Consider the following 21,260-nt stretch of genomic DNA (forward strand, 5'->3'; position numbering starts at 1 on the left):
AGCGCTGTGAGGCGTTAAGCTAACCGATACTAATTGCTCGTGAGGCTTGATCCTATCATTTGAGTGGCTTGGGAAACCGAGTGACGAGATAGTGTTGTGCGACACAATTGAATACCGAATATATGCGGGGTGGTGTGAACCATCCCAGGCTTCTTCAAGTTTGTACCAGTTTATGTCTGGTGGCCATAGCGAGGTGGTCCCACGCCTTCCCATCCCGAACAGGACCGTGAAACGCCTTAGCGCCGATGATAGTGTGGCATTCGCCATGTGAAAGTAGGACACCGCCAGACGCCCCATTGCAAAGCCCAGCTCAATCGAGCTGGGCTTTATGCATTGTGCTGCTCGCCAGACGGCGCGATCGAACTCTCTCCCTGTCTTTCCCCATTCTTTAGCTTTCTCCTTGATTATTAAGCCATTGTTCTTTTTGTGGCTGTGTTTTCACTTATTTTTACTGAAATTTCGGCTAATTACTCAGCAGAACCTATTGGTTATGAATAGAATTCCAGCATCAAGATCGGGAATCGAGGCGGGAATTTTGAGAAACTTCAGGCGGGATGGTGTGCATTTATTTGTATTGGCCTGGGCTCTCTGCGCCTTGTTGGTGACGGTGCTGTGGGGGATGGGGGAACTGCAGCGTCTGAGGGACGAGTTCGAATCAGTGGCGCAGCGGGCGCATGCAATGGTGGCGCGCAAGCTGGACCAAAATGAGTCGGTGCTGTCTTCCGTGGATGCGCTGATGGCGGCAAGTCGGCCATTTGAGGCATCTGAGCTGTCCACCTTTGCGCGCGAGCTATTGCCCCATTATCCGCAGCTTCATTCCTTTATCTTTTTTCAAAGCGTGCCCTTGGAGGAGAGGCCGCTCTTCTTGCGCCAGATGAGCGGCAAGTTTGGCGCGACCTTTTACATTCGCGATTTCGACGTGGCGGGCAATCGGGCATGGCGGCCGGCCGCCGTGCGTCCGCAGTCATTGGTGATTTCCATGCTGGAGCCGGATCGGCCGGAAGCCGGTCCGATGTTTGGCTACGATATTTTGGGCGATGCTTATTTCCGGCCGGCCTTGAGCAGGGCCTTGGAGACTGGGCAGCGAGTGGCCAGCGGCGCGTTCGAGTTGCACGAGGGCGGTGGACGCGCTTATTTCTTGTTCCAGCCCTTGTTCGAAGATAGGGAGAAGGCACCGGGCAAATTGGTGGGCGTGGTGGGGCTGGTGGTGTTTTGCGATCGCCTATTGCAGGCGCCGGCCCTGGAGCGCTTGTTGCCTGGATTGGACTTGACCCTGTACCAGGACGGGGTCCTTGCGCCGGGCGCGCCCTTGTTTCAGCGCCTGCATACTTCATCCGAGCGTGATTGGTGGCCGGTGTTGCGTAGGCTGGAGGCTCGGCTTCCGCTGTCCAGCGTGGCCCAGCCTTTTGTGCTGGGCGTGGCTCGGGATGTCAGAGTGACGGACTTGGCGTTGTTGCCTTGGCTGTGGCAGCAGTCTTTGTTGCTGGCTTTCTTCGTGTTTGCCGGCCTGGTTCACTTGCAAAGAATGGCTTTGCGGCATGAGCGTCAGCAATCGGATGAGGCGATCTTCCTGCAGAGTGAACGGGCGTCCGTCACCCTGAGCGCGATTCATGACGGGGTGATCATTCTGCGCCAGGACCATGCGATCGAGCTGGCAAACCCGATGGCCTTGGAGTTGATGGGCATGGCGGCGGAGGAGGTGGTTGGCCGCGTCTGCCACGAGGTGTTCCACTTGCAGGCCGAGTTGGCCGCGGAGCTGGCGGAGGATCCGATCCGAGAGTGTTTCCGGACCGCGCAGCCGGTGGTATTGGCGGAGAGGATGCAGCTGACGTCGGCGCGAGGTCAGATTCGTTCGGTGGAGGGTGGGGTATCGCCGTTGTTCTCGCGGGAAGGGGGGCTGATCGGCGTGGTGTGCGCCTTGCGCGACCTGGGGCCTTTGCGGCAACGCACGGTGGCGGCGTTGGAGGCCAGCGAGAGCAAAGTCAAAGAGCATTTGGAGAAATTGTCCCATGTGGCCCGGCTGCATACGATGGGCGAAATGGCGTCCGGCATCGCGCATGAGCTGAATCAGCCTCTGACGGCGATCGCTAATTATTGCCAGGCCAGCATTCAGTTGCTGGAGGGGGTTGAGGAGGCGCCGGCCCAGGTGAACGCGGCGCTGCGTTTGGCGGTGGCACAGGCTGAGCGGGCGGGGGAGATCATCAAGCGCTTGCGCGCCTTGGTCAGCAAGCGCGCGATCGAGACGCGGCTGATCGATTTGAACCAGGTGGTGGGCAATTGCATGTTCCTGGCCGAGTACGATCTGAAGGAGCGCGGCATCGAGGTGGTTCAGCTGTTGTCGGGTTACCCGGTGGCGGTGTTGGCCGACAGCATTCAGTTGGAGCAGGTGGTGCTGAATCTGCTGTCAAACGCGATGGACGCCTTGCGCGACGAGCCGATGATGAAGCGCCATGTGATTGTGCATACCCGGCGAGAAGGCAAGAAAGCGATTCTGGAGGTGCGGGACACCGGTCGCGGCATTACGCCGAGTTCATTGGAGGTGCTGTTCCATCCGTTCTTTTCAACCAAGCCAAACGGAATGGGGCTGGGCTTGTCCATCTGCCAGACGATTGTGGAGCAGTACGGTGGCCTGATCTCGGCGGAAAACATCCCGGCCAGCGGCGCTTGCTTCCGGATCGAGTTGCCTTTGTCGCGCCAAGGCGAGCCGGAGCGTGCTCCGGTGCCCTCGCCTGACGGTTGCGGCGCCGGTGTTTGACGGTGCTAGCTCTTGGGGGCCGGAGCCGGCGACGCGGTCTGCGTGCGATGCGAGCGTTCTTCGCGCGGGGTGATGCCGAAATGGTTGCGGTAGGTGCTGGAGAAATGGGGGCCGCTGGAGAAGCCGCAGGCCAGACCGATCTGTACGATGGATTTGCTGGTTTGCTGCAATAGCTGGCGCGCTCGGCTCAGGCGCAACTCCAGGTAGTATTTGGACGGCACCGTGCTCAGGTATTGTTTGAACAGCCGTTCCAGCTGGCGTCGGGAGACGCCGACATAGTAGGCGATGTCGTCGGTGCTCAGCGGCTCTTCGATATTGGCCTCCATCAGGCTGACCGCTTCCGTCAACTTGGGCTGGCTGCCGCCGATGCGGGTGGCCAGGGGGATGCGTTGGCGTTCATTGCCAGGACGGATGCGTTCCATGCTGAACAGTTCCGACAGCTGAGCGACAAATTCGTGGCCGTGCTGATTGCCAACCTGGGTCAGCATGAAATCAAAGGTGGCCGCTCCGCCTGCGCAGCTGAGGCGTTTGCCGTCGATTTCAAATAGATTGGACGAGGTGATGATGTCCGGAAACTCTTCGGTGAAACGGCTGATCTCGCGCCAGTGTATCGTTGCGCGCAGGCCGTTGAAGTGTCCGGTGCGGGCCAGCCAATAGCTGCCGCAGCCGATGCCGCCCAGTTGGATTTTATCCGGACCGCAGGCGGTGAGCCCCTTGCTCAGGACGTCCAGGCTGAAGTCGGGATTGATGTCGTCGGCTAGGATCAGCAGGCAATCCAGCTTGGGGGCGCCGTCCAGCGGCAGATCCACCGCCAGCCGCGTGCCGTTGGAAAGCGGCACCGCTTGTCCGTCCAGGGAAAGCAGCAGGGTTTCGTAGAGTTTTTTCTCCGCCAGCCAATTGGCGTGCAGCAGAACCTCGGAGGCGATGGCGTAATCCGCCATCGAGGCATGGGGCAAGAGCAGGAAGCCGTAGCGCAGAGGCTTGGCGGGGTGGGACGGATGCTGACCCATTGGTTTTCGCGGCGAAGGGTGGAGATTACAAAAACACACCATGCCGGGCATGAGGCCGGCATGGTGTGCGACATTCTCCTATTGTACGATTTATTTCAGGCTGCCGGAGAGGAATTGTACCAATCGCTCGCTTTGCGGGCGGATCAGCACTTCCTTGGGGTGACCTTGCTCCTCTATCCGGCCCTGGTGCAGGAAGATGACGTGATTGGACACTTCGCGGGCGAAGCCCATTTCGTGGGTGACCACCACCATGGTGCGGCCTTCGCCGGCCAGGTCTTTCATCACGCGCAGCACTTCGCCGACCAGTTCCGGGTCCAGCGCCGAGGTGGGTTCGTCGAACAGCATCACTTCCGGTTCCATCGCCAGTGCGCGGGCGATGGCGACCCGCTGCTGCTGGCCGCCGGACATATGGGCCGGATACTTGTCTTCGACGCCGCGCAGGCCGACCTTGTCCAGGTATTTGCGGGCGCGGGCGCAGGCTTCGTCCCGGCTGAGTCCCAGCACGTGAATGGGTGCTTCGACGATGTTTTCCAGCACCGTCATGTGCGCCCATAGATTGAAGTGCTGGAACACCATGGCCAGCTTGGTGCGGATGCGCGCCAGCTGATTGGCGTCGGCGGCCTTGAGCGCGCCGGTCTTGCGATCGGATACCAGCTTGAGCTCTTCGCCGGCGGCGAGAATGCGGCCGCTATTGGGCTGCTCCAGCATGTTGATGCAGCGCAGAAAGGTGCTTTTGCCTGAGCCGGAGGAGCCGATAATGCTGATGACGTCGCCGGCGTGAGCGGTCAGCGACACGCCCTTCAGAACTTCGTGCGAGCCGTAGCTCTTATGCAGATCGCTGACTTGCAGCTTCAGATTCTTATCGGTGGGGGTGTGCATGATGGTGTTCCTGTATCGCTATCCGCATTAGTGCTTGCGTGGCGCCAAATAGGCCAGCCAGCGTTTTTCCGCCTGCTTCATCAACCAGACCAGCAGGAAGGTGAGCGCAAGGTAAATGGCGCCTGCGGTGAGGAAGGGCTCGAAAGCCATGTAACTGTCCGCGTAGATGCGGCGAGCCACGCCGGTGATGTCCGCCAGAGTGACCAGGCCGGCGATGGCGGTGCTTTGCAGCATCATGATGACTTCATTGCTGTAGGCGGGCAAAGCGCGGCGCAGCGCTGAGGGCAGCACAATGCGGCGCATCATCAGCCATTTGCTCATGCCCATGGCCTGGGCGGCTTCGATCTCGCCCCAGTGGGTGTTGCGGATCTGGCCGGCGATGATTTCGGTGGTGTAGGCCGCTGTGTTCAGGGTGAAGGCGAGGATGGCGCAGAAATAGGCTTCCTGCAGGTAGTGCCAGGCCCAGCTGTCGCGGATCCAGCCAAACTGGGCCAGACCGTAATAAATGATGAACAGCTGGACCAAGAGCGGCGTGCCGCGGAAGACATAGCCGTAAACGCGGACCGCGCCGGAGGCCAGCCGGTTTTTGGAGACTTGCATCAGCGCCATCGGGACGGCCATCGCCATGCCCAGAATAAGGGAGATGAACAGCAGTTCCAGCGTCATCACCAAGCCGTCGCGGCTGCTCATGACGGCGTTGCCGTCTCCGCCGCCGAAGAAGGCGGGCAGCTTGTCCAGAATCAGTTGGAAGTCGATCACAGTCCGCTCTCCTTGACGCCCAGCGAATAGCGTTTTTCCAGTTTGCCCAACAGCAGATTGGACACCCCGGTGATCGCCAGGAACAGCAGGCCCACGATCAGATAGACGGTGAAGGGTTCCTGGGTGGTGGATTTGGCCGCGTCGGCGCGATACATCACGTCGTTCAGGCCGATGACCGAAACCAGGGCGGTGGATTTGACCAGCACCAGCCAGTTATTGGAGAAACTGGGCAGGGCGAAGCGAATCATCTGCGGAACGGTGATGCGGAAGAACACGCGCAGCGGCGTCATGCCGTAGGCCATGCCGGCCTCCATCTGTCCTTTGGGCACCGCCATCATCGCGCCGCGGAAGGTTTCCGTCATATAAGCGCCGAAGATGAAGCCCAGGGTCAGCACGCCGGCGACGAAGGGATCGATATTGGGACTTTCCCAGCCCATGCGGCCGCAGAGGTCGTTGATCATCATCTGGACGCCGAAGAACAGCAGAAACATCCAGACCAAATCGGGCACGCCTCGGACCACGGTGGAATAGAGTTCCGCCAGCCAGACCAGCGGTTTGGAATGAGCGGATTTGAACAGCGCGCCAATCAGGCCCAGCACGATGGATACGAGCAGTGCTGAGCCGGCCAGCTGCAATGTGAGCACTGCTCCTTGCAATATGCTGGGAAGGTAACCTTGCAAAAACATGGTGTTACTGCCTCATTCATCAGCCTTGCGCGCAAGGCCGGTCCTTGCTCGGCCGCTGGGGGAACGGCCGAACAAAAAAGTCCCGGCGAGGCGCGCGGTGCGGGCGGCAGCAAGCCGCCCAGCGCCTGGGGCGCTTGGCCGGGACGGATGCGGTTACGAGGGGTTTAGCCGCCGTAGACGTCGAAGCTGAAGTACTTGTCTTGGACTTTCTTGTAGCTGCCGTCCTTGCGCACCTGATCAATCGCCTTGTTCAGGCGTTCGGCCAGCGCCTTATTGCCTTTCTTGACGGCGATGCCCGCGCCCAGGCCGAAGTATTTGACGTCGGCGTAGTTCGGGCCGACAAAGGCGTAGCCCTTGCCGTTGGCGGTTTTCAGGAACTCTTGATCGCCGACTGCGCCATCGACGAAGACGGCGTCAACACGGCCGGACTTCAGGTCAAGGAAGGACTCGGGCGACTTGGCGTACGGCACGATGGTGGCGCCGGATTTGCCCCAGTAGTCCTTGGCGAACTTTTCCTGAGTGGAGGCGCGCAGCACGCCGATCTTCTTGCCCTTGAAGCTGTTCTGGTCAACGGCGGTGCCGGATTTGGCGACGATGCGGCTGGCGATGTTGTAGTACTTGCGGCTGAAGTCGACGGCTTTCTTGCGCTCCTCGGTGATTTGCATCGAGGACAGGATGGCGTCGAACTTGTTGGCGTTGAGGGCGGGAATCAGGCCGTCCCAGTCTTGCGGAACGATTTGACAGCTGACTTTCATGGCGGCGCAAAGGGCATTGGCCATGTCGATGTCGAAGCCTTGCGGCTTGCCATCGGCGCCTTGTTTGGAGAACGGCGGGTAATTGAGGTCAACCCCAAAACGCAGAGTCTCTGCTTGGACGGAAAAACCGGACAGCAGAGCTGCCGCTGCGGAGGCGATCAGGACTTTTTTCATGGCGTGGATTTCTACTTCTCTATCGGGTGTTCGCGTCGTTGCGACGAACGCAAACCCAAGCTTGTAAACCCGGCGCTTGGAACGAGGCTGCTCACGGTGTCTCGCCCAAGCCGGAACCATTGTAGTTTTTTCTACTTTTGCCAGTAGTTGGCCGCAGCTTGCAACGGTTATCCGCCGTGCGCAAGATGGGGCCATTGTCTGGCAATCGGTGTGAGCAAGTGTTCGTATTTTAACCGATATTCTTGCCTCATGTGAAATGTATGAAAAATCAATGACTTATATTTCTTTTTTGGACTTGTGTACAATGTGGGGCTGGGAGAGAAACTTGTAAGCCGCCGTCGCATTGCTATAAGGCTAAAAGTGGCGTTCGCCACGATTTATCCCTGTGGCATTCGATGGGGACGAACAGGCTTTTCCATGAAAATGTACGTCCACGTCGCATTAAGGAAATCCCGGCATGAAGGGGGTATCTACAATGCCTCGACACACTCCGTGCACACAACAAGAGAAGCAACATGTCGCTTACCAATAAGACCGAACTCGCGAGCCTGATCGCCGATATTCAGGCTGTAGCAGAGACCAAGCTTTCCGAAAAGGAGAAACACCAGCTCGAACCCTTCTTCCCGATCTACTTCGAGGAAGCCGAGCATGCCGACCTTAGACAGTTTTCGTCGCTGGATTTGTTCGGCGCCGCGTCGGCGCATTACGCGTTCGGCGCCAAGCGCGCGGCCGGTCAGCACAAGGCGCGCATTTACAACCCGGATTTCGAGCGAGACGGTTGGCAAAGCACCCATACCGTGATTGAAGTGGTCAACGACGATATGCCGTTCCTGATCGACTCCATCACCATGCTGCTGTCGCGCCATAGCCTGAACCTGCACCTGCTGGTGCACCCGGTGCTGTCGGTGGGCCGCGACAAGAACGGCGCGATCCAGGCGGTCAAGCGCACCGAGGACCGCAGCCTGCCGCTGGAGTCCTTCATCCACGTGCAGATTGACCGAGTCACCGATCCGGCGGTGCTGAAGCAGCTGGAAGCGGATTTGAACCGCGTGATCGTAGACATCCGCCTGGTGGTGAGCGACGAGCCCAAGATGCGCGAAGTGTTGGCCGACATCAGCAAGGACCTGTCTCTGGTCAAGGGCAAACGCGCGGCGGAAGCCAAGGAGGCGGTGGACTTCCTGGCCTGGATGTCCAAGCGCAACTTCCTGTTCATGGGGTATTGCGATTACGACCTGGTGCGCCGCAACGGCAAGGACAGCCTGAAGATCGTCAAAACCTCCGGTCTGGGCATCTTGAAGGACCAGGGCGACAAGGAATACTCCGCCAGCTTCGAACAGCTGCCGCAGGAGCTGCGTGAACTGGCTCACCTGCCGCAACTGATCATTCTGAACAAATCGCAGACCCGCTCCATCATTCACCGCCCGGCCTACATCGATTTTGTCGGCATCAAGCGTTTCAACGACAAGGGCGAAGTGATAGGCGAGCGCCGCTTCCTGGGCCTGTACACCGCCAGCGCCTACCAGGACTCCCCCAAGGACGTGCCCATCCTGCGCCAGAAAGTGGCGACCGTGGTCAGCAACTGCGACTACGTGGACGACAGCTATAAATCCAAGACCTTGAGCTTTGTGCTGGAGGCCTATCCGCGCGACGAGCTGTTCGAAATCCCGGCCGAGGTGTTGGGACCGATCTCCGAGGGCATCGTCAGCCTGCAGGAACGCCCGCGCGTGCGCCTGTTCGTGCGCAAAGACCGCTACCACCGCTACGTCAGCTGCCTGGTCTACGTGCCGCGCGACAGCTTCAACACCGAAGTGCGCCTGAAGATAGAGAAGGTGTTGATGAACGCCTTCAACGGCACCAGCGCCGAGTTCAGCGTGCAGATCAGCGACGGCTCGCTGGCACGAGTGCATTACATCATCCGCACCAACGCCGCCAAATTGCCGGAATTCCACGAGGCCGACATCGAGGCCGAAATCGCCCGCCTGGTGCGCGGCTGGGTGGAAGAGCTGCATCAACTGCTGGTGGAAACTCACGGCGAAGAACTGGGCAACGCGCTGTTCAACCGTTACAAGGGCGCTTTCCCGGTGGCTTACCGCGAAGAGTTCGCGGTGCGCAACGCGGTGCTGGACATCCAGCATATCGAATCGGTCAACGCCGACTCCCCGCTGGCGATGAAGTTGTACCGGCCCTTCCATCGCGGCGCCTCGGCTTTCAATCTGAAGCTGTTCCGCGAAGGCGAGGCGTTGGGCCTGTCCGCCAGCCTGCCGATTTTGGAAAACATGGGCGTCAAGGTCCGCGACGAGCATCCGTACTGCGTGCAGCGCGCGGACGGCCGTCAGGTGTGGATCAGCGACTTCGGCCTGGACGTGGGCTCCGCGGAAGAGCAGATCGCCAGCGAAGAAGTGCAGCAGGACTTCCAGGAACTGCTGACCCAGGTGTTCGCCAAACGTTGCGAGAACGACGGCTTCAACCGCCTGGCGCTGGTGGCCGGGTTGGACTGGCGTGAAATTTCGCTGGTGCGCGCCTTGGCCAAGTACCTGCGCCAGGGCGGCCTGACCTTCAGCCAGGCTTACATCGAGCAGTGCGTGGCCAATTACCCGGCCATCACCCGCTTGCTGGTTGAACTGTTCGCCGTGCGTCTGGACCCGGCGCATGCCGACGACGCGCGCGCCGACGCCTTGCTGGCCAAGCTGCGCGAGCAGCTGGACGGCGTGGCCAATCTGGACGAAGACCGCATTCTGAACGGTTTCCTGTCGGTGATCCTGGCCACCCGCCGCACCAACTTCTGGCAGAAGGGCGCCGACGGCGAGTTCAAGTCCTATATCTCGTTCAAGCTGGAATCCAATCTGCTTCCCTTCCTGCCGCAGCCGCGCCCGATGTTCGAAATCTGGGTGTACAGCCCGCGTGTGGAAGGCGTGCATCTGCGCGGCTCCAAAGTGGCGCGCGGCGGCTTGCGCTGGTCCGATCGCATGGAGGATTTCCGCACCGAAGTGCTGGGCCTGGTGAAGGCGCAGATGGTGAAGAACTCGGTGATCGTGCCCATGGGCTCCAAAGGCGGCTTCGTCGGCAAGCAACTGCCGGCGCCTAGCGACCGCGAGGCGTTCCTGGCGGAAGGCGTCGCCTGCTACAAGATCTTCATCTCCGCGCTGCTGGACGTCACCGACAATCTGGTGAACGGCCAGATCGTGCCACCGGCGGATGTGCGCCGCCTGGATCCGGACGATCCGTACCTGGTGGTGGCGGCCGACAAGGGCACGGCCACTTTCTCCGACATCGCCAACGGCATTTCCGCCGATTATGGCTTCTGGCTGGGCGACGCCTTCGCCTCCGGCGGTTCCGCGGGTTACGACCACAAGGGCATGGGCATTACCGCCCGCGGCGCTTGGGAATCGGTCAAGCGCCATTTCCGCCACCTGGGCGTCAACACCCAGGAGCAGGATTTCAGCGTGATCGGCATCGGCGATATGGCCGGCGACGTGTTCGGCAACGGCATGCTGCTGTCCGAGCACATCTGCCTGAAAGCGGCGTTCAATCACCTGCACATCTTCCTGGATCCGACGCCGGACGCGGCCAAGAGCTACGCCGAGCGCGCGCGTCTGTTCAAACTGCCGCGTTCCAGCTGGACCGATTACAAGCGCGAGCTGATCTCCAAGGGCGGCGGCATCTTCGAACGCTCGGCCAAGTCCATCCCGCTGTCGCCGGAAGTGAAGGCCTGGTTGGAGACCGACAAGGACAGCATGGCGCCGAACGAGCTGATCCACGAGATCCTCAAGGCCAAGATTGATCTGCTGTACAACGGCGGCATCGGCACCTACGTCAAGGCGTCCAGCCAAAGCCACGCCGACGCGCGCGACCGCGCCAACGATCCGGTGCGCGTCGACGGCCGCGATTTGCAAGCCCGGGTGGTGGCCGAAGGCGGCAACCTGACGTGCACTCAGCTGGGACGCGTCGAGTTCGCGCTGAACGGCGGCCGCATCGCCACCGACGCCATCGACAACTCCGCCGGCGTGGACTGCTCCGACCACGAGGTCAACATCAAGATTCTGCTGGGCGGCGTAATGCAGGCCGGCGACATGACCTTGAAGCAGCGCAATCAACTGTTGGCGGAAATGACTGACGAGGTGGCGCAGCTGGTGTTGCGCAACAATATCCAGCAGACCCAGATCCTGGCGATCAAACGCCAGGAGGCCGCTGCGATGCTGACCACCCATGCGCGCATGATCGCGCACATGGAAAAAACCGGCGAACTGAACCGCGAAATCGAGTACCTGCCGTCCGAAACCCAGATCAATGAGCGCCGTCTGGCGCGTCAGGGTCTGACCGTGCCGGAAATCGCGGTGCTGCTGTCCTACAGCAAGATTTCGCTGGATCAGGCGATTCTGGCGACCGATGTGCCGGACGACGCGGACTTCCTGTCCATCCTGACCCATTACTTCCCGAAACCGCTGCAGCAGCGCTTTGGCGCGCAGATGCAGCAGCATCAGCTGAAGCGGGAGATCATCGCCAACCAGTTGGCCAACCAGATCATCAACCGCATGGGCACCACCTTCGTGTTCCGCATGCAGGAAGAGTCTCCGTTCTCCGCCGGCGACATCGCCCGCGCCTGGTGGATTGCCAGCCGCGTGTTCGACGCCGAGCGCCTGTGGAGCGAGATCGAAGCGCTGGACAACAAGGTGTCGGCGGATCATCAGGTGGAAATGATGGTGCTGGTGCGCACGCTGGTGGAGCGCGTGACGCGTTGGGTGTTGCGCAACAAGCGTCCGTTCACCTCGGTGAACGCCGTGATCGAGCAGTACGCCGCCAAGGTGAAGGCGCTGTTGGCGCAACTGCCTCAGCTGATCGCTTCCGGCAGCTACCCGGCTGTGGAGGCGCTGGAAGCGCGCCTGAGCCAGCCGGGCATGCCGCAGCCGCTGGCGCAGGTGCTGGCGCGTCTGGAGTTCGCCGTGCCGTTGATGGACATCATCGAAATCAGTGAAGGCAGCACATTGCCGCTGGAGCAGCTGGCCAAGAACTACTACCAGTTGGGCCACGCGATGCAGCTGGATTGGCTGCGCGACGCGATCACCAGCCTGCCGCGCGACAACCGCTGGCAGTCGCTGGCGCGCTCCGCGCTGCGCGACGACCTGTACCGCGTGCATCGCAATTTGGCGGGGCAGGCCTTGCAGGACGCCGCCGGCGCGGAAGCGTTTGCGCAGCAGTGGATGGAGAAGCGCCATCACGAAGTGGAGGTGTGCGCGCAGATGTTCGCCGAGCTGCAGTCGTTCAGCGTGTTGGATCTGGCCATGCTGTCGGCCGGCATGCGCGAACTGAGCAACCACCTGCTGGCCTGATCGGCCGTTAGGGATCGCGTCAATTGAAAACCGGCTCCTAGGAGCCGGTTTTTTTGCGTCCGGAGGACCTGCTTGGGATGCGGGGCAGGGCAAATTTGGAATCTGTTTACGATGGGCCGCGCGTCGGCAGGATGGAGGACGAAGGGCGCTGAAACCGTCTTCGAAAGGCTTGGATGGTTTGAGCGGGTTCCGCTTGCCTGCTTTGAACGGGCGCCTAGAACAGATCGATCTCGCCAAAGCGTTGCGCATTGTCCAGTTGGCCGCCGGCGACCAGCTCTTCATAACCGCATACCAGGTTGCGGCCATGCGTTTTGGCGTAATACAGCGCCCGGTCCGCCTGTTCCACCAACTGGCCCGGCAAGAGCTGCGGCAGGATGCGGGTGAAGCCCAGGCTGACGGTCAGGCGGCCCACCTGGGGAAACGAGTATTGCTCGACGCGCTGGCGGAAGCGCTCCAGCGCCACCGCGGCTTCGTTTGGAGGCAAGCCCTGGAAGATGATGGCGAACTCCTCGCCGCCGTAGCGGAACAAGCTGTCGTCTTCGCGAAACGACTGTTGCATCAGCTGCGCCAGCAAGAGCAGCACCTCGTCGCCCACCATGTGGCCGAACTGGTCGTTGACCTGCTTGAAATGGTCGACGTCCAGCAGCGCCAAGGTGCAGGCGTGGTTTTCGCCGGGGGATTGCAATTGCGCCGCCATCAGGTTGAACAGGCGCAAATCGAATTTACGGCGATTGTTCAGCGCGGTGAGCATGTCCCGGTCCGCCTCGAACAGCAGGCGCAGGAAGTTTTCGTGAATCCTGGCCATGGCTTTCAGCATGGCCTTGTTGACCTTTTGCTCCGCCGTCACATGGATGACCAGCAGGGACACGATGCTGCCCATGCAACGCAAGGGCAGGCATAGGCCGTGGGGAATGCGGAAAATGCCCTCGTCTCTGTCCAGCGAGTTGAGCAGGTCGTAAAGGAAGATGGGCGGCGGCAGCCAACTGTCGTTGGCGGTTTCCGTAATCTGGGTCTTGCCGTCCACGGAGGAGGCGCTCAGGCGCCGGCGGGTGTAGGGCACGCCGTTGACCCAGCGACAGGCGAACAACTCCACCTTGTCCACCCGCATCACCTCGACCAAGGTGGAGGCTAGGCTGCTTTCCAGCATGTCCTGTTCGCGCTGGGAGGTGAGTTCGACCAGATTGTCGAGAATCCGCTTGCTGTCGTCCTCTTGAGGGGCTTGCGTCATGCCTGGACATCCTTTGCCGGCGATTGAGGGCGGTGGTCGCGTGCGCGGCGCAAGCCGGCCGTGCGAGGCCGGCTGCGCTACGGTGTGAGTATAGGCAATCGCGCGGCGACCGGCCTCAGTTGCGTCCGGTGCTGCCGAAGCCGCCGTCGCCGCGTTCCGAGCTGTCGAAGTCGTCGACGATATTGAAGCCCACCTGGACGATGGGCACGATGATCATCTGCGCGATGCGTTCCAGCGGCGTCAGCCGGAACGGCTCGTGTCCGCGGTTCCAGACCGATACGAACAACTGCCCCTGGTAGTCGGAGTCGATCAGGCCCACCAGATTGCCCAGCACGATGCCGTGCTTGTGGCCCAGGCCGGAGCGCGGCAGCAGCATGGCGGCCAGGTTGGGATTGGCGATATGGATGGCCATGCCGGTGGGGATCAACTGGGTTTCGCCCGGAGCGATGGTGATGTCCTGCTCGATGGCGGCGCGCAGGTCGAGCCCGGCGGAGCCCGGCGTCGCGTAGTTGGGCAGGTTCTGTTTCAGACGCGGGTCCAAGATCTTGACGTCGATGACGGGTTTTTTCATGAGAGTCCTTTCTGTCGGCTGCGCGGGGCAGCCGCGGTGTTGATGGCTTATTGCTTGTGCGGCAACAGCTGGGCCAGATGTTCGACAATGGCCTTGGCCACGTCCGGCTTGGGCATGCCGGGCAAGGGGTGGGGGCCGTTCTGGTCCAGCAGCACCACCTGATTGTCGTCGGCGCCCATGGCTTGCTGCGCCAGGTTGGCCACCAGCAGCGGCAGCTTTTTGCGCAGGCGTTTGGCTTCGGCGAACTCCAGCAGGTTCTGACTTTCCGCCGCGAAGCCGACGCAGAACGGAGCGGCGGGCAAGGAGGCGACGGCGGCGAGAATGTCCGGGTTTTCCTCCAGTTCCAGGCTGGGCGGCGCCGCGCCTTTCTTGATCTTGTGGACGGACGGGTTCTTGACCCGGTAATCGGCCACCGCCGCGACGGAAATGAAAATATCGCTGCGTCCCACCTCGGTCATCACCGCGTCGTGCATTTGCCGGGCGCTGGCCGCGTCGATGCGGCGCATGCCCAGCGGGGCCTCCATGCCGGTGGGGCCGGAGATCAGCGTGACTTCGGCGCCGGCGTCGCGGCAGGCGCGCGCCAGCGCGTAGCCCATCTTGCCCGAGCTGATATTGGTGATGCCGCGCACGGCGTCTATGGCCTCGTAACTGGGGCCGGCGGTGAGCAGCACCTTCTTGCCGGCCAGCACCTTGGCCCGGAAAAACCCTTCCAGCAGCTCTGCGATCTCCTCCGGCTCCAGCATGCGGCCCTCGCCGGTTTCGCCGCAGGCCTGGGCGCCGTTGGCCGGTCCGAAGACGGCGACGCCGTCGGCGCGCAGCTGCGCGACATTGCGCTGGTTGGGCGGATTGTCCCACATCTGCCGGTTCATCGCCGGCGCCACGATCAGCGGACAGGCGCGGGCGGCGGCCAGCGTGGACAGCAGATCGTCGCAGGCGCCGTGGGCCAGCTTGAACAGCGTGTTGGCGGTGGCCGGCGCGATTAGGAAAACATCGGCGCGGCGCGACAGGTCGATATGGGCCATTGCGTTGCTGGGGCGCTCGTCCCACAGATCGGTGTACACCGCATGGCCGGACAAGGCCTGGAAGGTGGCGGGAGTCACGAAGCGCGTGGCCGCTTCCGTCATCACCACTTCCACGCTGTGGCCGGCTTTGACGAGAAGGCGGGTCAACTCCGCCGCCTTGTAGGCGGCGACGCCGCCGGTAATGCCTAGCAGAATTTTCTTGCTTGTCATGGACTTGTCGCAACAGGCGGTAAATGTCCAATTTTAGCGGATTTCCACGGACTGGGCGCGCTGGCGGGCATATTGCTTCGATGATATGGTGAGCCATGCCTCATCGCGTTTGGTCTGACCTTGAAAACAGTGCTATAGCCAGAGGAGGAGCGTGCAGATGTCTATCGCCCATTGGCCGGAGGCCGAGCGTCCCCGTGAAAAGCTGTTGGCCCAGGGAGCGGCGGCGTTGTCGGACTCCGAATTGCTCGCCATCTTTCTGCGCACCGGCATGCAAGGCTTGAGCGCGGTGGAGATGGCCAGGCAGTTGATGCTGGACTTCGGTTCGCTGTCCGGCTTGCTCAACGCCAGTTTTGACGAGTTCCGGGCGCGCAGGGGCCTGGGCGCCGCCAAATACGCGCAGCTGATGGCCTGCAAGGAGTTGGCGCAGCGGGCCTTGGCGGAGAATATGAGTCTGACGGACGCCTTGCGCGATCCGGGGCAGGTGCGCGATTTTCTGAGGCTGGCGATTGCAGGCAAGGACGTGGAAGTGTTCGTCGCCGTGTTTTTGACCGTGCAGAATCGAGTGATAGCGGTAGAAGAGTTGTTTCGAGGCACCCTGACCGAAACCCGGGTCTATCCGCGCGAACTGGTGCGGCGGGCCCTGGCCAATAACGCGGCGGGGGTGATCATTGCCCATAACCATCCATCCGGCGTGTGCGAACCATCCGCCGCCGATCATTCTCTAACCAATACATTAAAAGCTGCGCTGCAGTTGGTCGATATAAGGTTGCTGGATCACTTCGTCGTGACCGGCGCGCGGGCGGAATCCTTTGCCGAGCGAGGCTGGTTGTAGGCGTTGAGCCGTTGCGGGGAGCGCTCGCGACGCTTGGAACCGGCGCCGCCTTTGCTGTCTTGTTGGACCTTGTCTCTCACCGCATCATTAGGAGGTCGCCATGAACATCCTGCGTCTGCTGAATGAGTCCGACTATATTCAGGTTAACAATCAGTTCGTGAAGCCGGATTTCCATACGGCTTCCGAAGAGTTTTCCGATGACGACGATGTGGTGCTGGAGGCCAATCTGGATGGTCAGGAGTTGGTGTTGACCGTGGCGGATCTGGAGGAGGCGACGCCGTTGGCCGATGGCGGTTTCTGGTTGGAGGGCGTTGGCTATCTACGCTTTTTGTCGCAGCAAAATCTGCATTGAACCCCTTCTAGGCTTTACGCTCGCAGGCCCGGCGATGTCCGGGCCTGCTGCATTGTGGGGCCTTCCCGCAGCTCCGCTTGATTTGGCTCAAATAGCGACCTGGGCTAAAGCTGTTACAGTGCGGTGTTTATTTGATAGTCATATTCAGGTGGCCGCATGGAACAGATCAAAGTAGGCATGATAGGCGCGGGTGAAACCGGAACGCCGCTGTTGCGGCAGCTGTTGGACGCGCCCTTCGTCGGGATGGTGGGGGTGGCGGACTTGAATCTGGATTCGCCGGGCATTTTGCTGGCCCAGCAGCGCGGCATTTCCGTCACCGATAATTTTATCGAGCTGGCCGAGCAGGGCAGCAGCATCGACATCATCATCGATGTGACCGGCTCGCGCAAAGTGCGCGAGGACTTGCGGCGTTACATGCAGTTTTCCGGCAATACCCATACCGTGATCGTTCATGAACGCGTCGCCCTGCTGATGCTGTCCTTGGGCGCGGGCAAGCTGGTGACGACTCGGCATGACGATTCGCTGGCGTATTGATGGAGAAATCCAGGATTTGACTGGCGGGCAGCTGGTCGAATTTTGAGGACGCTGGGGGGCTTTCGCCCCCCTTTTTTTATGGTCTACGTTTCTTCCCTTCCGTTCGATCGGGCAGCCGTTTCATGCTGAGGTGCTATATTTTGATGGCGGCGTCGACGCCGCGCATATTCAGAAGTCCCGGGCAAAGCATCCGGGGGCGGCGGTCGTTTCCATTCGATAGGGGTATTCATGCAGACGTCTTTTCTGACGAGGCGCGCCTTGCTGCTCTGCCTCAGCTTCAGCCTGTTCTCCAGTCCTGCCTTGGCCACCTTGGGGCAGCCCTTGCCGGCGGGCCGCGCGGCCGCTGCTCCGCAAGCGCTGGCTTTGAAGGCCGCGCCGCCCGCGGTCTATTCCGTGGCGCAGAGCCGGGATGAGGCCGGCCGCCTCATCCGCGAGTTCGTCCGGCAGACGGACGGCGTTGTGTTCGCGGTGGCGTGGCAGGGCGCGTCGCTGCCGGATATGAGGCAGCTGCTTGGTGATTACTTTCCCAGTTATGTTTCCTCGCAGCAGTCCAATCGGGCCGGTCTGAATCGCTTGGAGGGCCGAGGGCCTGGGCTGACGGTGATCTCCGCCGGGCGCGCGCGCGCTTTCTTCGGCCTGGCCTATGTGCCCGCGCTGGTGCCGGCTGGCCTCGACATCGATCAACTCAAATAATCAGGGCGGGGACGAGATGAAACAGGCTATCTTTGGGCTGGTGTTGAGCTGCGCCTTATTGTTGACGGCGTGCGGAGGAGGGGGCGGCGGAGTTGGCAGCGTCGCGCCGCCGGACAATGGTGGATCGACGGCCAATTCGGTGACGCTGACGGTAGACAGCGGGCCGGTGGCCAATGTTTATCAGATCAATATGCCCTATGTGTCGGTGACGGTGTGCGCGCCGGGCGGCAGCCAATGCCAGACGATCAGCCGGGTGCTGGTGGATACCGGCTCCAGCGGTTTGCGCCTGTTGGCCAGCGCCGTGAGCGGATCGACGCTGGGCAGCCTGCCCAGCGTGACGTCGAATAGCCGGCAATTGGCGGAGTGCATGCAGTTCGCCAGCGGCTTCACCTGGGGCAGCGTCCGCTACGCCGATGTCAAAATGGCCGGCAAGACGGCGTCCTCCCTGCCCATCCAGATCATCAGCGACCCGGCCTACGGCTTCATCCCGGGCGCGTGCAGCGGGACGGGGAGTAATTTGGGCAGCGTGTCGGTCCTGGGGGCCAACGGCATTCTGGGCGTCGGCCTGCGGCAGCAGGATTGCGGCAGCAACTGCGTCAACTTTAGCAATAACGGCTTTTACTACACCTGCCCCTCCGCCTTGACCTGCCAGCAGGCGCCGGCGGCCGCGGCCTTGCAGGTGTCCAATCCCGTGGCGGCCTTCGCCGGCGACAATAACGGGGTGATGCTGCAATTGCCGGCGGTGGCGATCAGCGGCGCGCCCAGCGCCGCCGGAACGCTGTACTTCGGTGTGGGCACGCAGAGCAACAATGCTTTGGGTTCGGCGAAGGCTTTTCCCACTACGCTGGACGGCAATGGCGTGGACGCGATCACGACCAGCTATAAATCGCTCAACTACAGCAGCTTTCTGGATAGTGGTTCCAATGGGCTTTTTTTCGCCGATGCCACGATCGCCACCTGCGTGGTGGGCAGCAGCACCTGGTTCTGCCCCGGCGGCACCGTGAATCTCAACGCCACCTTGAGCGGCGGCGGCAACAGCAGCGCGGTGGGCTTCAATCTGGGCAATGCTGGAACGCTGTTGTCGCAAGGTTACTCCGCTCTGCCTGCGGTGGGCGGGCCGGCCAGCGGCTTTCTTAGCAGCTACTTTGACTGGGGCTTGCCCTTCTTTTACGGCCGCAAGGTGTATATCGGCCTGGAAGGGAAGGGCAATCCGTTAGGCAGCGGGCCGATGTTCCTGTTTTGATAAGGCTTTGCGGGTTTCTTGCAACGCAATATAAAGCGTCCTATATCTGGATAGTCATCTCGATGACTTCTCCTTTGTTGAAATTAGCAATCTGTACGCCCGGCGAGCGCCGGGCTTTTTTTTATTCGCGCCGGCGGGGCCTCCGAGTCTCCGGCTAGAATAGCCGCTTCATGCTTTCTCGAGTTTGCTTATGTCCCGTTTGCTCGCAGTCGATCTGGCGAAATCCTATCGTTTATTGAATCATGGCCCCACGGTGCTGGTGTCCAGCGCGGCCGGGGAGCGCAGCAATGTGATGGCGGCGGCCTGGGCGATGCCGCTGGATTTCGATCCGCCCAAGGTGGCGGTGGTCATCGACAAGGCGACCCATACCCGGGAGTTGATCGAGGCTTCGGGCGAGTTTGTGCTCAATTTGCCTTGCCGCGCCCAGGCCGCCGCGGTGTTGCGGGCCGGCGGCGCCGACGGCAGGCAGGTGGACAAGTTCGCGCATAGCGGCCTGAGCCGGATCCCGGCGCAAGAGGTGGCCGCACCGCGCGTGGACGGCTGCATCGCCTATCTGGAGTGCAAGGTGATCAGCGAGCCGCTGAACCAGCAGCGCTATGATCTTTTCATCGGGGAAGTGGTGGCGGCGGAGGCCGACGCGGAGGTGTTCGCCGACGGTCATTGGCGTTTCGACGACGAGGCCAAGCGCAGCTTGCACTATATCGCCGGCGGCGCTTTTTTCGCGACCGGGGAGGCTTTTGAAGTGGGAAAGTGAGGCGAGGGCGATAAAAAAGCGGCCGTGACGGCCGCTTGGTCTTATGCGCGCGTTGCGCTCAGCGCCATTCCACCAGCGCGTAATTCTTCTTGCCGCGCTTGAGCAGGGTGTAGCGGCCAAACAGGCGTTCGGCGTCGCCGAAGCGCTGCTCCAGGCTGTCGGCCTTGTCGCCGTTGACGCTGACCGCGCCGCTCTGGATGAAGGTGCGCGCCTCGCTCTTGGATTTGGCCAGGCCGCCGGCGGCCAGCGCGTCGATCAGGCTGTCGGCGTCGCGTTCCAGCTGGATGCTGGGCAGGCCGTCTTGCGCCAGTTGGGCGAAGTCGTCGGCGGTGAGGCTGCTCAGATCGTTGTTGAACAGGCTTTGGGTGATGCGCTGCGCCGCCTCCAGGGCGGCCGCGCCGTGCACCATGGTTGTCATCTGCTCGCCCAGGATGCGCTGGGCTTCCGGCTTGCCGTCGCGCGCCTGGTCGGCGGCCTCAAGCGCGGCGATTTCTTCCAGCGACAGGAAGGTGAAGTAGCGCAGGAATTTGTACACGTCGGCGTCGGCGGTGCCCAGCCAGAACTGGTAGAAGGCGTAAGGCGAGGTCTTCTTGGCGTCCAGCCAGATGGCGCCGGATTCGGTCTTGCCGAACTTGGTGCCGTCGGACTTGGTCACCAGGGGCACGGTCAGGCCGAAGACCTGTTGCTGTTGCAGGCGGCGGGTGAGGTCGATGCCGGCGGTGATGTTGCCCCACTGGTCGGAGCCGCCGATCTGCAGCTTGCAGCCGAAGCGACGGTTCAGCTCGGAGAAGTCATAGCCTTGCAACAGGCTGTAGGAGAACTCGGTGAAGGAAATGCCCTGGTCTTCGCGGTTGAGGCGCTGCTGCACCGATTCCTTCTTGATCATCGCGTTGACCGAGAAATGCTTGCCGATGTCGCGCAGGAAATCCAGCGTGTTCATTTGGCCGAACCAGTCGTAGTTATTGGCCATCAGCGCGGCGTTGTCGCCTTCGAAGCTGAGGAAGGGTTCGACTTGGCCGCGGATCTTCTCCACCCAGCTCTGGATCACGTCCGGGGTGTTCAGCTTGCGCTCGGCGGCCTTGAAGCTGGGATCGCCTATCATGCCGGTGGCGCCGCCCACCAGCGCCACCGGGCGATGGCCGGCCTGCTGGAAGCGACGCAGCATCAGCACCGGCACCAGGTGGCCCAGGTGCAGGCTGTCGGCGGTGGGATCGAAGCCGCAATAAAGGGTTACCTGCTCCTTGCTCAGAAGTTCTTCCAGCGCAACGGCGTCCGTGGTTTGCGCAATCAGGCCGCGGGCCTGCAGATCCTGAATCAGGGGGGCATGGTTCATTTATCGGGTCTCCAACAACAGGGTGATGCGCGGCAATGGCGGAATGAACGCGCCGCCGCAAAAAGTTAGGCCGCCCGTTGGCGGGCGGCGTAGCCGGACTCGCCAGGCGAGCCCAATCAAGGATATTAACCGAAAACCGGTGG

Annotated in this window: 17 protein-coding genes and 1 rRNA gene; 9 read left to right on the forward strand and 9 right to left on the reverse strand. The window is 61.5% G+C overall.

Annotated elements, in window-relative coordinates; genetic code table 11:
- Positions 1–175 precede the first annotated feature (175 nt).
- Together rrf and QUG03_RS10345 are read left to right on the forward strand one after the other, a co-directional pair.
- A 5S ribosomal RNA gene (gene rrf / locus QUG03_RS10340) occupies positions 176–290 on the forward strand.
- 200 nt (positions 291–490) lie between these two features.
- On the forward strand, positions 491–2,755 hold the full coding sequence (locus QUG03_RS10345) for an ATP-binding protein (protein WP_107798586.1): 2,265 nt from the start codon (positions 491–493) through the stop codon (positions 2,753–2,755).
- 5 nt (positions 2,756–2,760) lie between these two features.
- Here QUG03_RS10345 and QUG03_RS10350 read toward each other — a convergent pair whose 3' ends face one another.
- The 5 genes from QUG03_RS10350 to QUG03_RS10370 form a co-directional block, all read right to left on the reverse strand.
- Positions 2,761–3,765 (reverse strand): GlxA family transcriptional regulator, encoded by a 1,005-nt coding sequence (locus QUG03_RS10350; protein ID WP_107798587.1) that lies wholly within the window; start codon positions 3,763–3,765, stop codon positions 2,761–2,763.
- 90 nt (positions 3,766–3,855) lie between these two features.
- Positions 3,856–4,644, reverse strand: a complete 789-nt coding sequence (locus tag QUG03_RS10355; RefSeq protein ID WP_107798588.1) for an ABC transporter ATP-binding protein — start codon at positions 4,642–4,644, stop codon at positions 3,856–3,858.
- A gap of 27 nt (positions 4,645–4,671) precedes the next feature.
- Positions 4,672–5,403, reverse strand: coding sequence for an ABC transporter permease (locus tag QUG03_RS10360; protein WP_107798589.1), 732 nt, complete (start codon positions 5,401–5,403; stop codon positions 4,672–4,674).
- Positions 5,400–6,089: an ABC transporter permease gene (locus tag QUG03_RS10365; RefSeq protein WP_107798590.1), complete on the reverse strand. Its 690-nt coding sequence runs from the start codon at positions 6,087–6,089 to the stop codon at positions 5,400–5,402. The genes QUG03_RS10360 and QUG03_RS10365 overlap by 4 nt, the downstream gene beginning before the upstream one ends.
- Positions 6,090–6,253: 164 nt before the next feature.
- Positions 6,254–7,018, reverse strand: a complete 765-nt coding sequence (locus tag QUG03_RS10370; RefSeq protein WP_048407703.1) for an ABC transporter substrate-binding protein — start codon at positions 7,016–7,018, stop codon at positions 6,254–6,256.
- A gap of 515 nt (positions 7,019–7,533) precedes the next feature.
- Between QUG03_RS10370 and QUG03_RS10375 the strand changes: the two genes are divergently transcribed.
- Positions 7,534–12,345, forward strand: a complete 4,812-nt coding sequence (locus QUG03_RS10375) for an NAD-glutamate dehydrogenase (RefSeq protein WP_500819949.1) — start codon at positions 7,534–7,536, stop codon at positions 12,343–12,345.
- 214 nt (positions 12,346–12,559) lie between these two features.
- On the opposite strand, the gene QUG03_RS10380 is transcribed toward QUG03_RS10375, so the two are convergent.
- The 3 genes from QUG03_RS10380 to coaBC form a co-directional block, all read right to left on the reverse strand.
- Entirely contained in the window at positions 12,560–13,573 is a 1,014-nt protein-coding gene (locus tag QUG03_RS10380) for a GGDEF domain-containing protein (RefSeq protein ID WP_227104347.1), read from the reverse strand.
- 115 nt (positions 13,574–13,688) lie between these two features.
- The gene (dut, locus tag QUG03_RS10385) at positions 13,689–14,144 is read right to left on the reverse strand and encodes a dUTP diphosphatase (RefSeq protein ID WP_107798593.1); all 456 of its coding nucleotides are present in this window, start codon (positions 14,142–14,144) and stop codon (positions 13,689–13,691) included.
- A gap of 47 nt (positions 14,145–14,191) precedes the next feature.
- Positions 14,192–15,376 (reverse strand): bifunctional phosphopantothenoylcysteine decarboxylase/phosphopantothenate--cysteine ligase CoaBC, encoded by a 1,185-nt coding sequence (coaBC, locus tag QUG03_RS10390; RefSeq protein WP_227104345.1) that lies wholly within the window; start codon positions 15,374–15,376, stop codon positions 14,192–14,194.
- Positions 15,377–15,533: 157 nt separating this feature from the next.
- Between coaBC and radC the strand changes: the two genes are divergently transcribed.
- The 6 genes from radC to QUG03_RS10420 all read left to right on the forward strand — a co-directional run bounded on the left by radC (position 15,534) and on the right by QUG03_RS10420 (position 19,784).
- Positions 15,534–16,208: a RadC family protein gene (gene radC / locus QUG03_RS10395; protein WP_500819950.1), complete on the forward strand. Its 675-nt coding sequence runs from the start codon at positions 15,534–15,536 to the stop codon at positions 16,206–16,208.
- A gap of 100 nt (positions 16,209–16,308) precedes the next feature.
- Entirely contained in the window at positions 16,309–16,560 is a 252-nt protein-coding gene (locus QUG03_RS10400) for a hypothetical protein (RefSeq protein WP_019101157.1), read from the forward strand.
- A gap of 156 nt (positions 16,561–16,716) precedes the next feature.
- A complete protein-coding gene (locus tag QUG03_RS10405) occupies positions 16,717–17,094 on the forward strand; it encodes an oxidoreductase (protein ID WP_019101158.1) in 378 nt (125 codons plus the stop codon).
- A 228-nt stretch (positions 17,095–17,322) separates the two neighbouring features.
- Positions 17,323–17,787, forward strand: coding sequence for a DUF2844 domain-containing protein (locus QUG03_RS10410; protein WP_227104343.1), 465 nt, complete (start codon positions 17,323–17,325; stop codon positions 17,785–17,787).
- Positions 17,788–17,803: 16 nt separating this feature from the next.
- Positions 17,804–19,030: a DUF3443 domain-containing protein gene (locus QUG03_RS10415; RefSeq protein ID WP_500819951.1), complete on the forward strand. Its 1,227-nt coding sequence runs from the start codon at positions 17,804–17,806 to the stop codon at positions 19,028–19,030.
- A 190-nt stretch (positions 19,031–19,220) separates the two neighbouring features.
- Positions 19,221–19,784 (forward strand): flavin reductase family protein, encoded by a 564-nt coding sequence (locus QUG03_RS10420; protein ID WP_107798598.1) that lies wholly within the window; start codon positions 19,221–19,223, stop codon positions 19,782–19,784.
- Between the two features lie 58 nt (positions 19,785–19,842).
- Here the strand turns inward: QUG03_RS10420 and tyrS are convergent, their stop codons facing one another.
- A complete protein-coding gene (tyrS, locus tag QUG03_RS10425; protein WP_107798599.1) occupies positions 19,843–21,117 on the reverse strand; it encodes a tyrosine--tRNA ligase in 1,275 nt (424 codons plus the stop codon).
- Positions 21,118–21,260: the final 143 nt, after the last annotated feature.

The organism is Chromobacterium sp. CCUG 30098, from assembly GCF_059916605.1.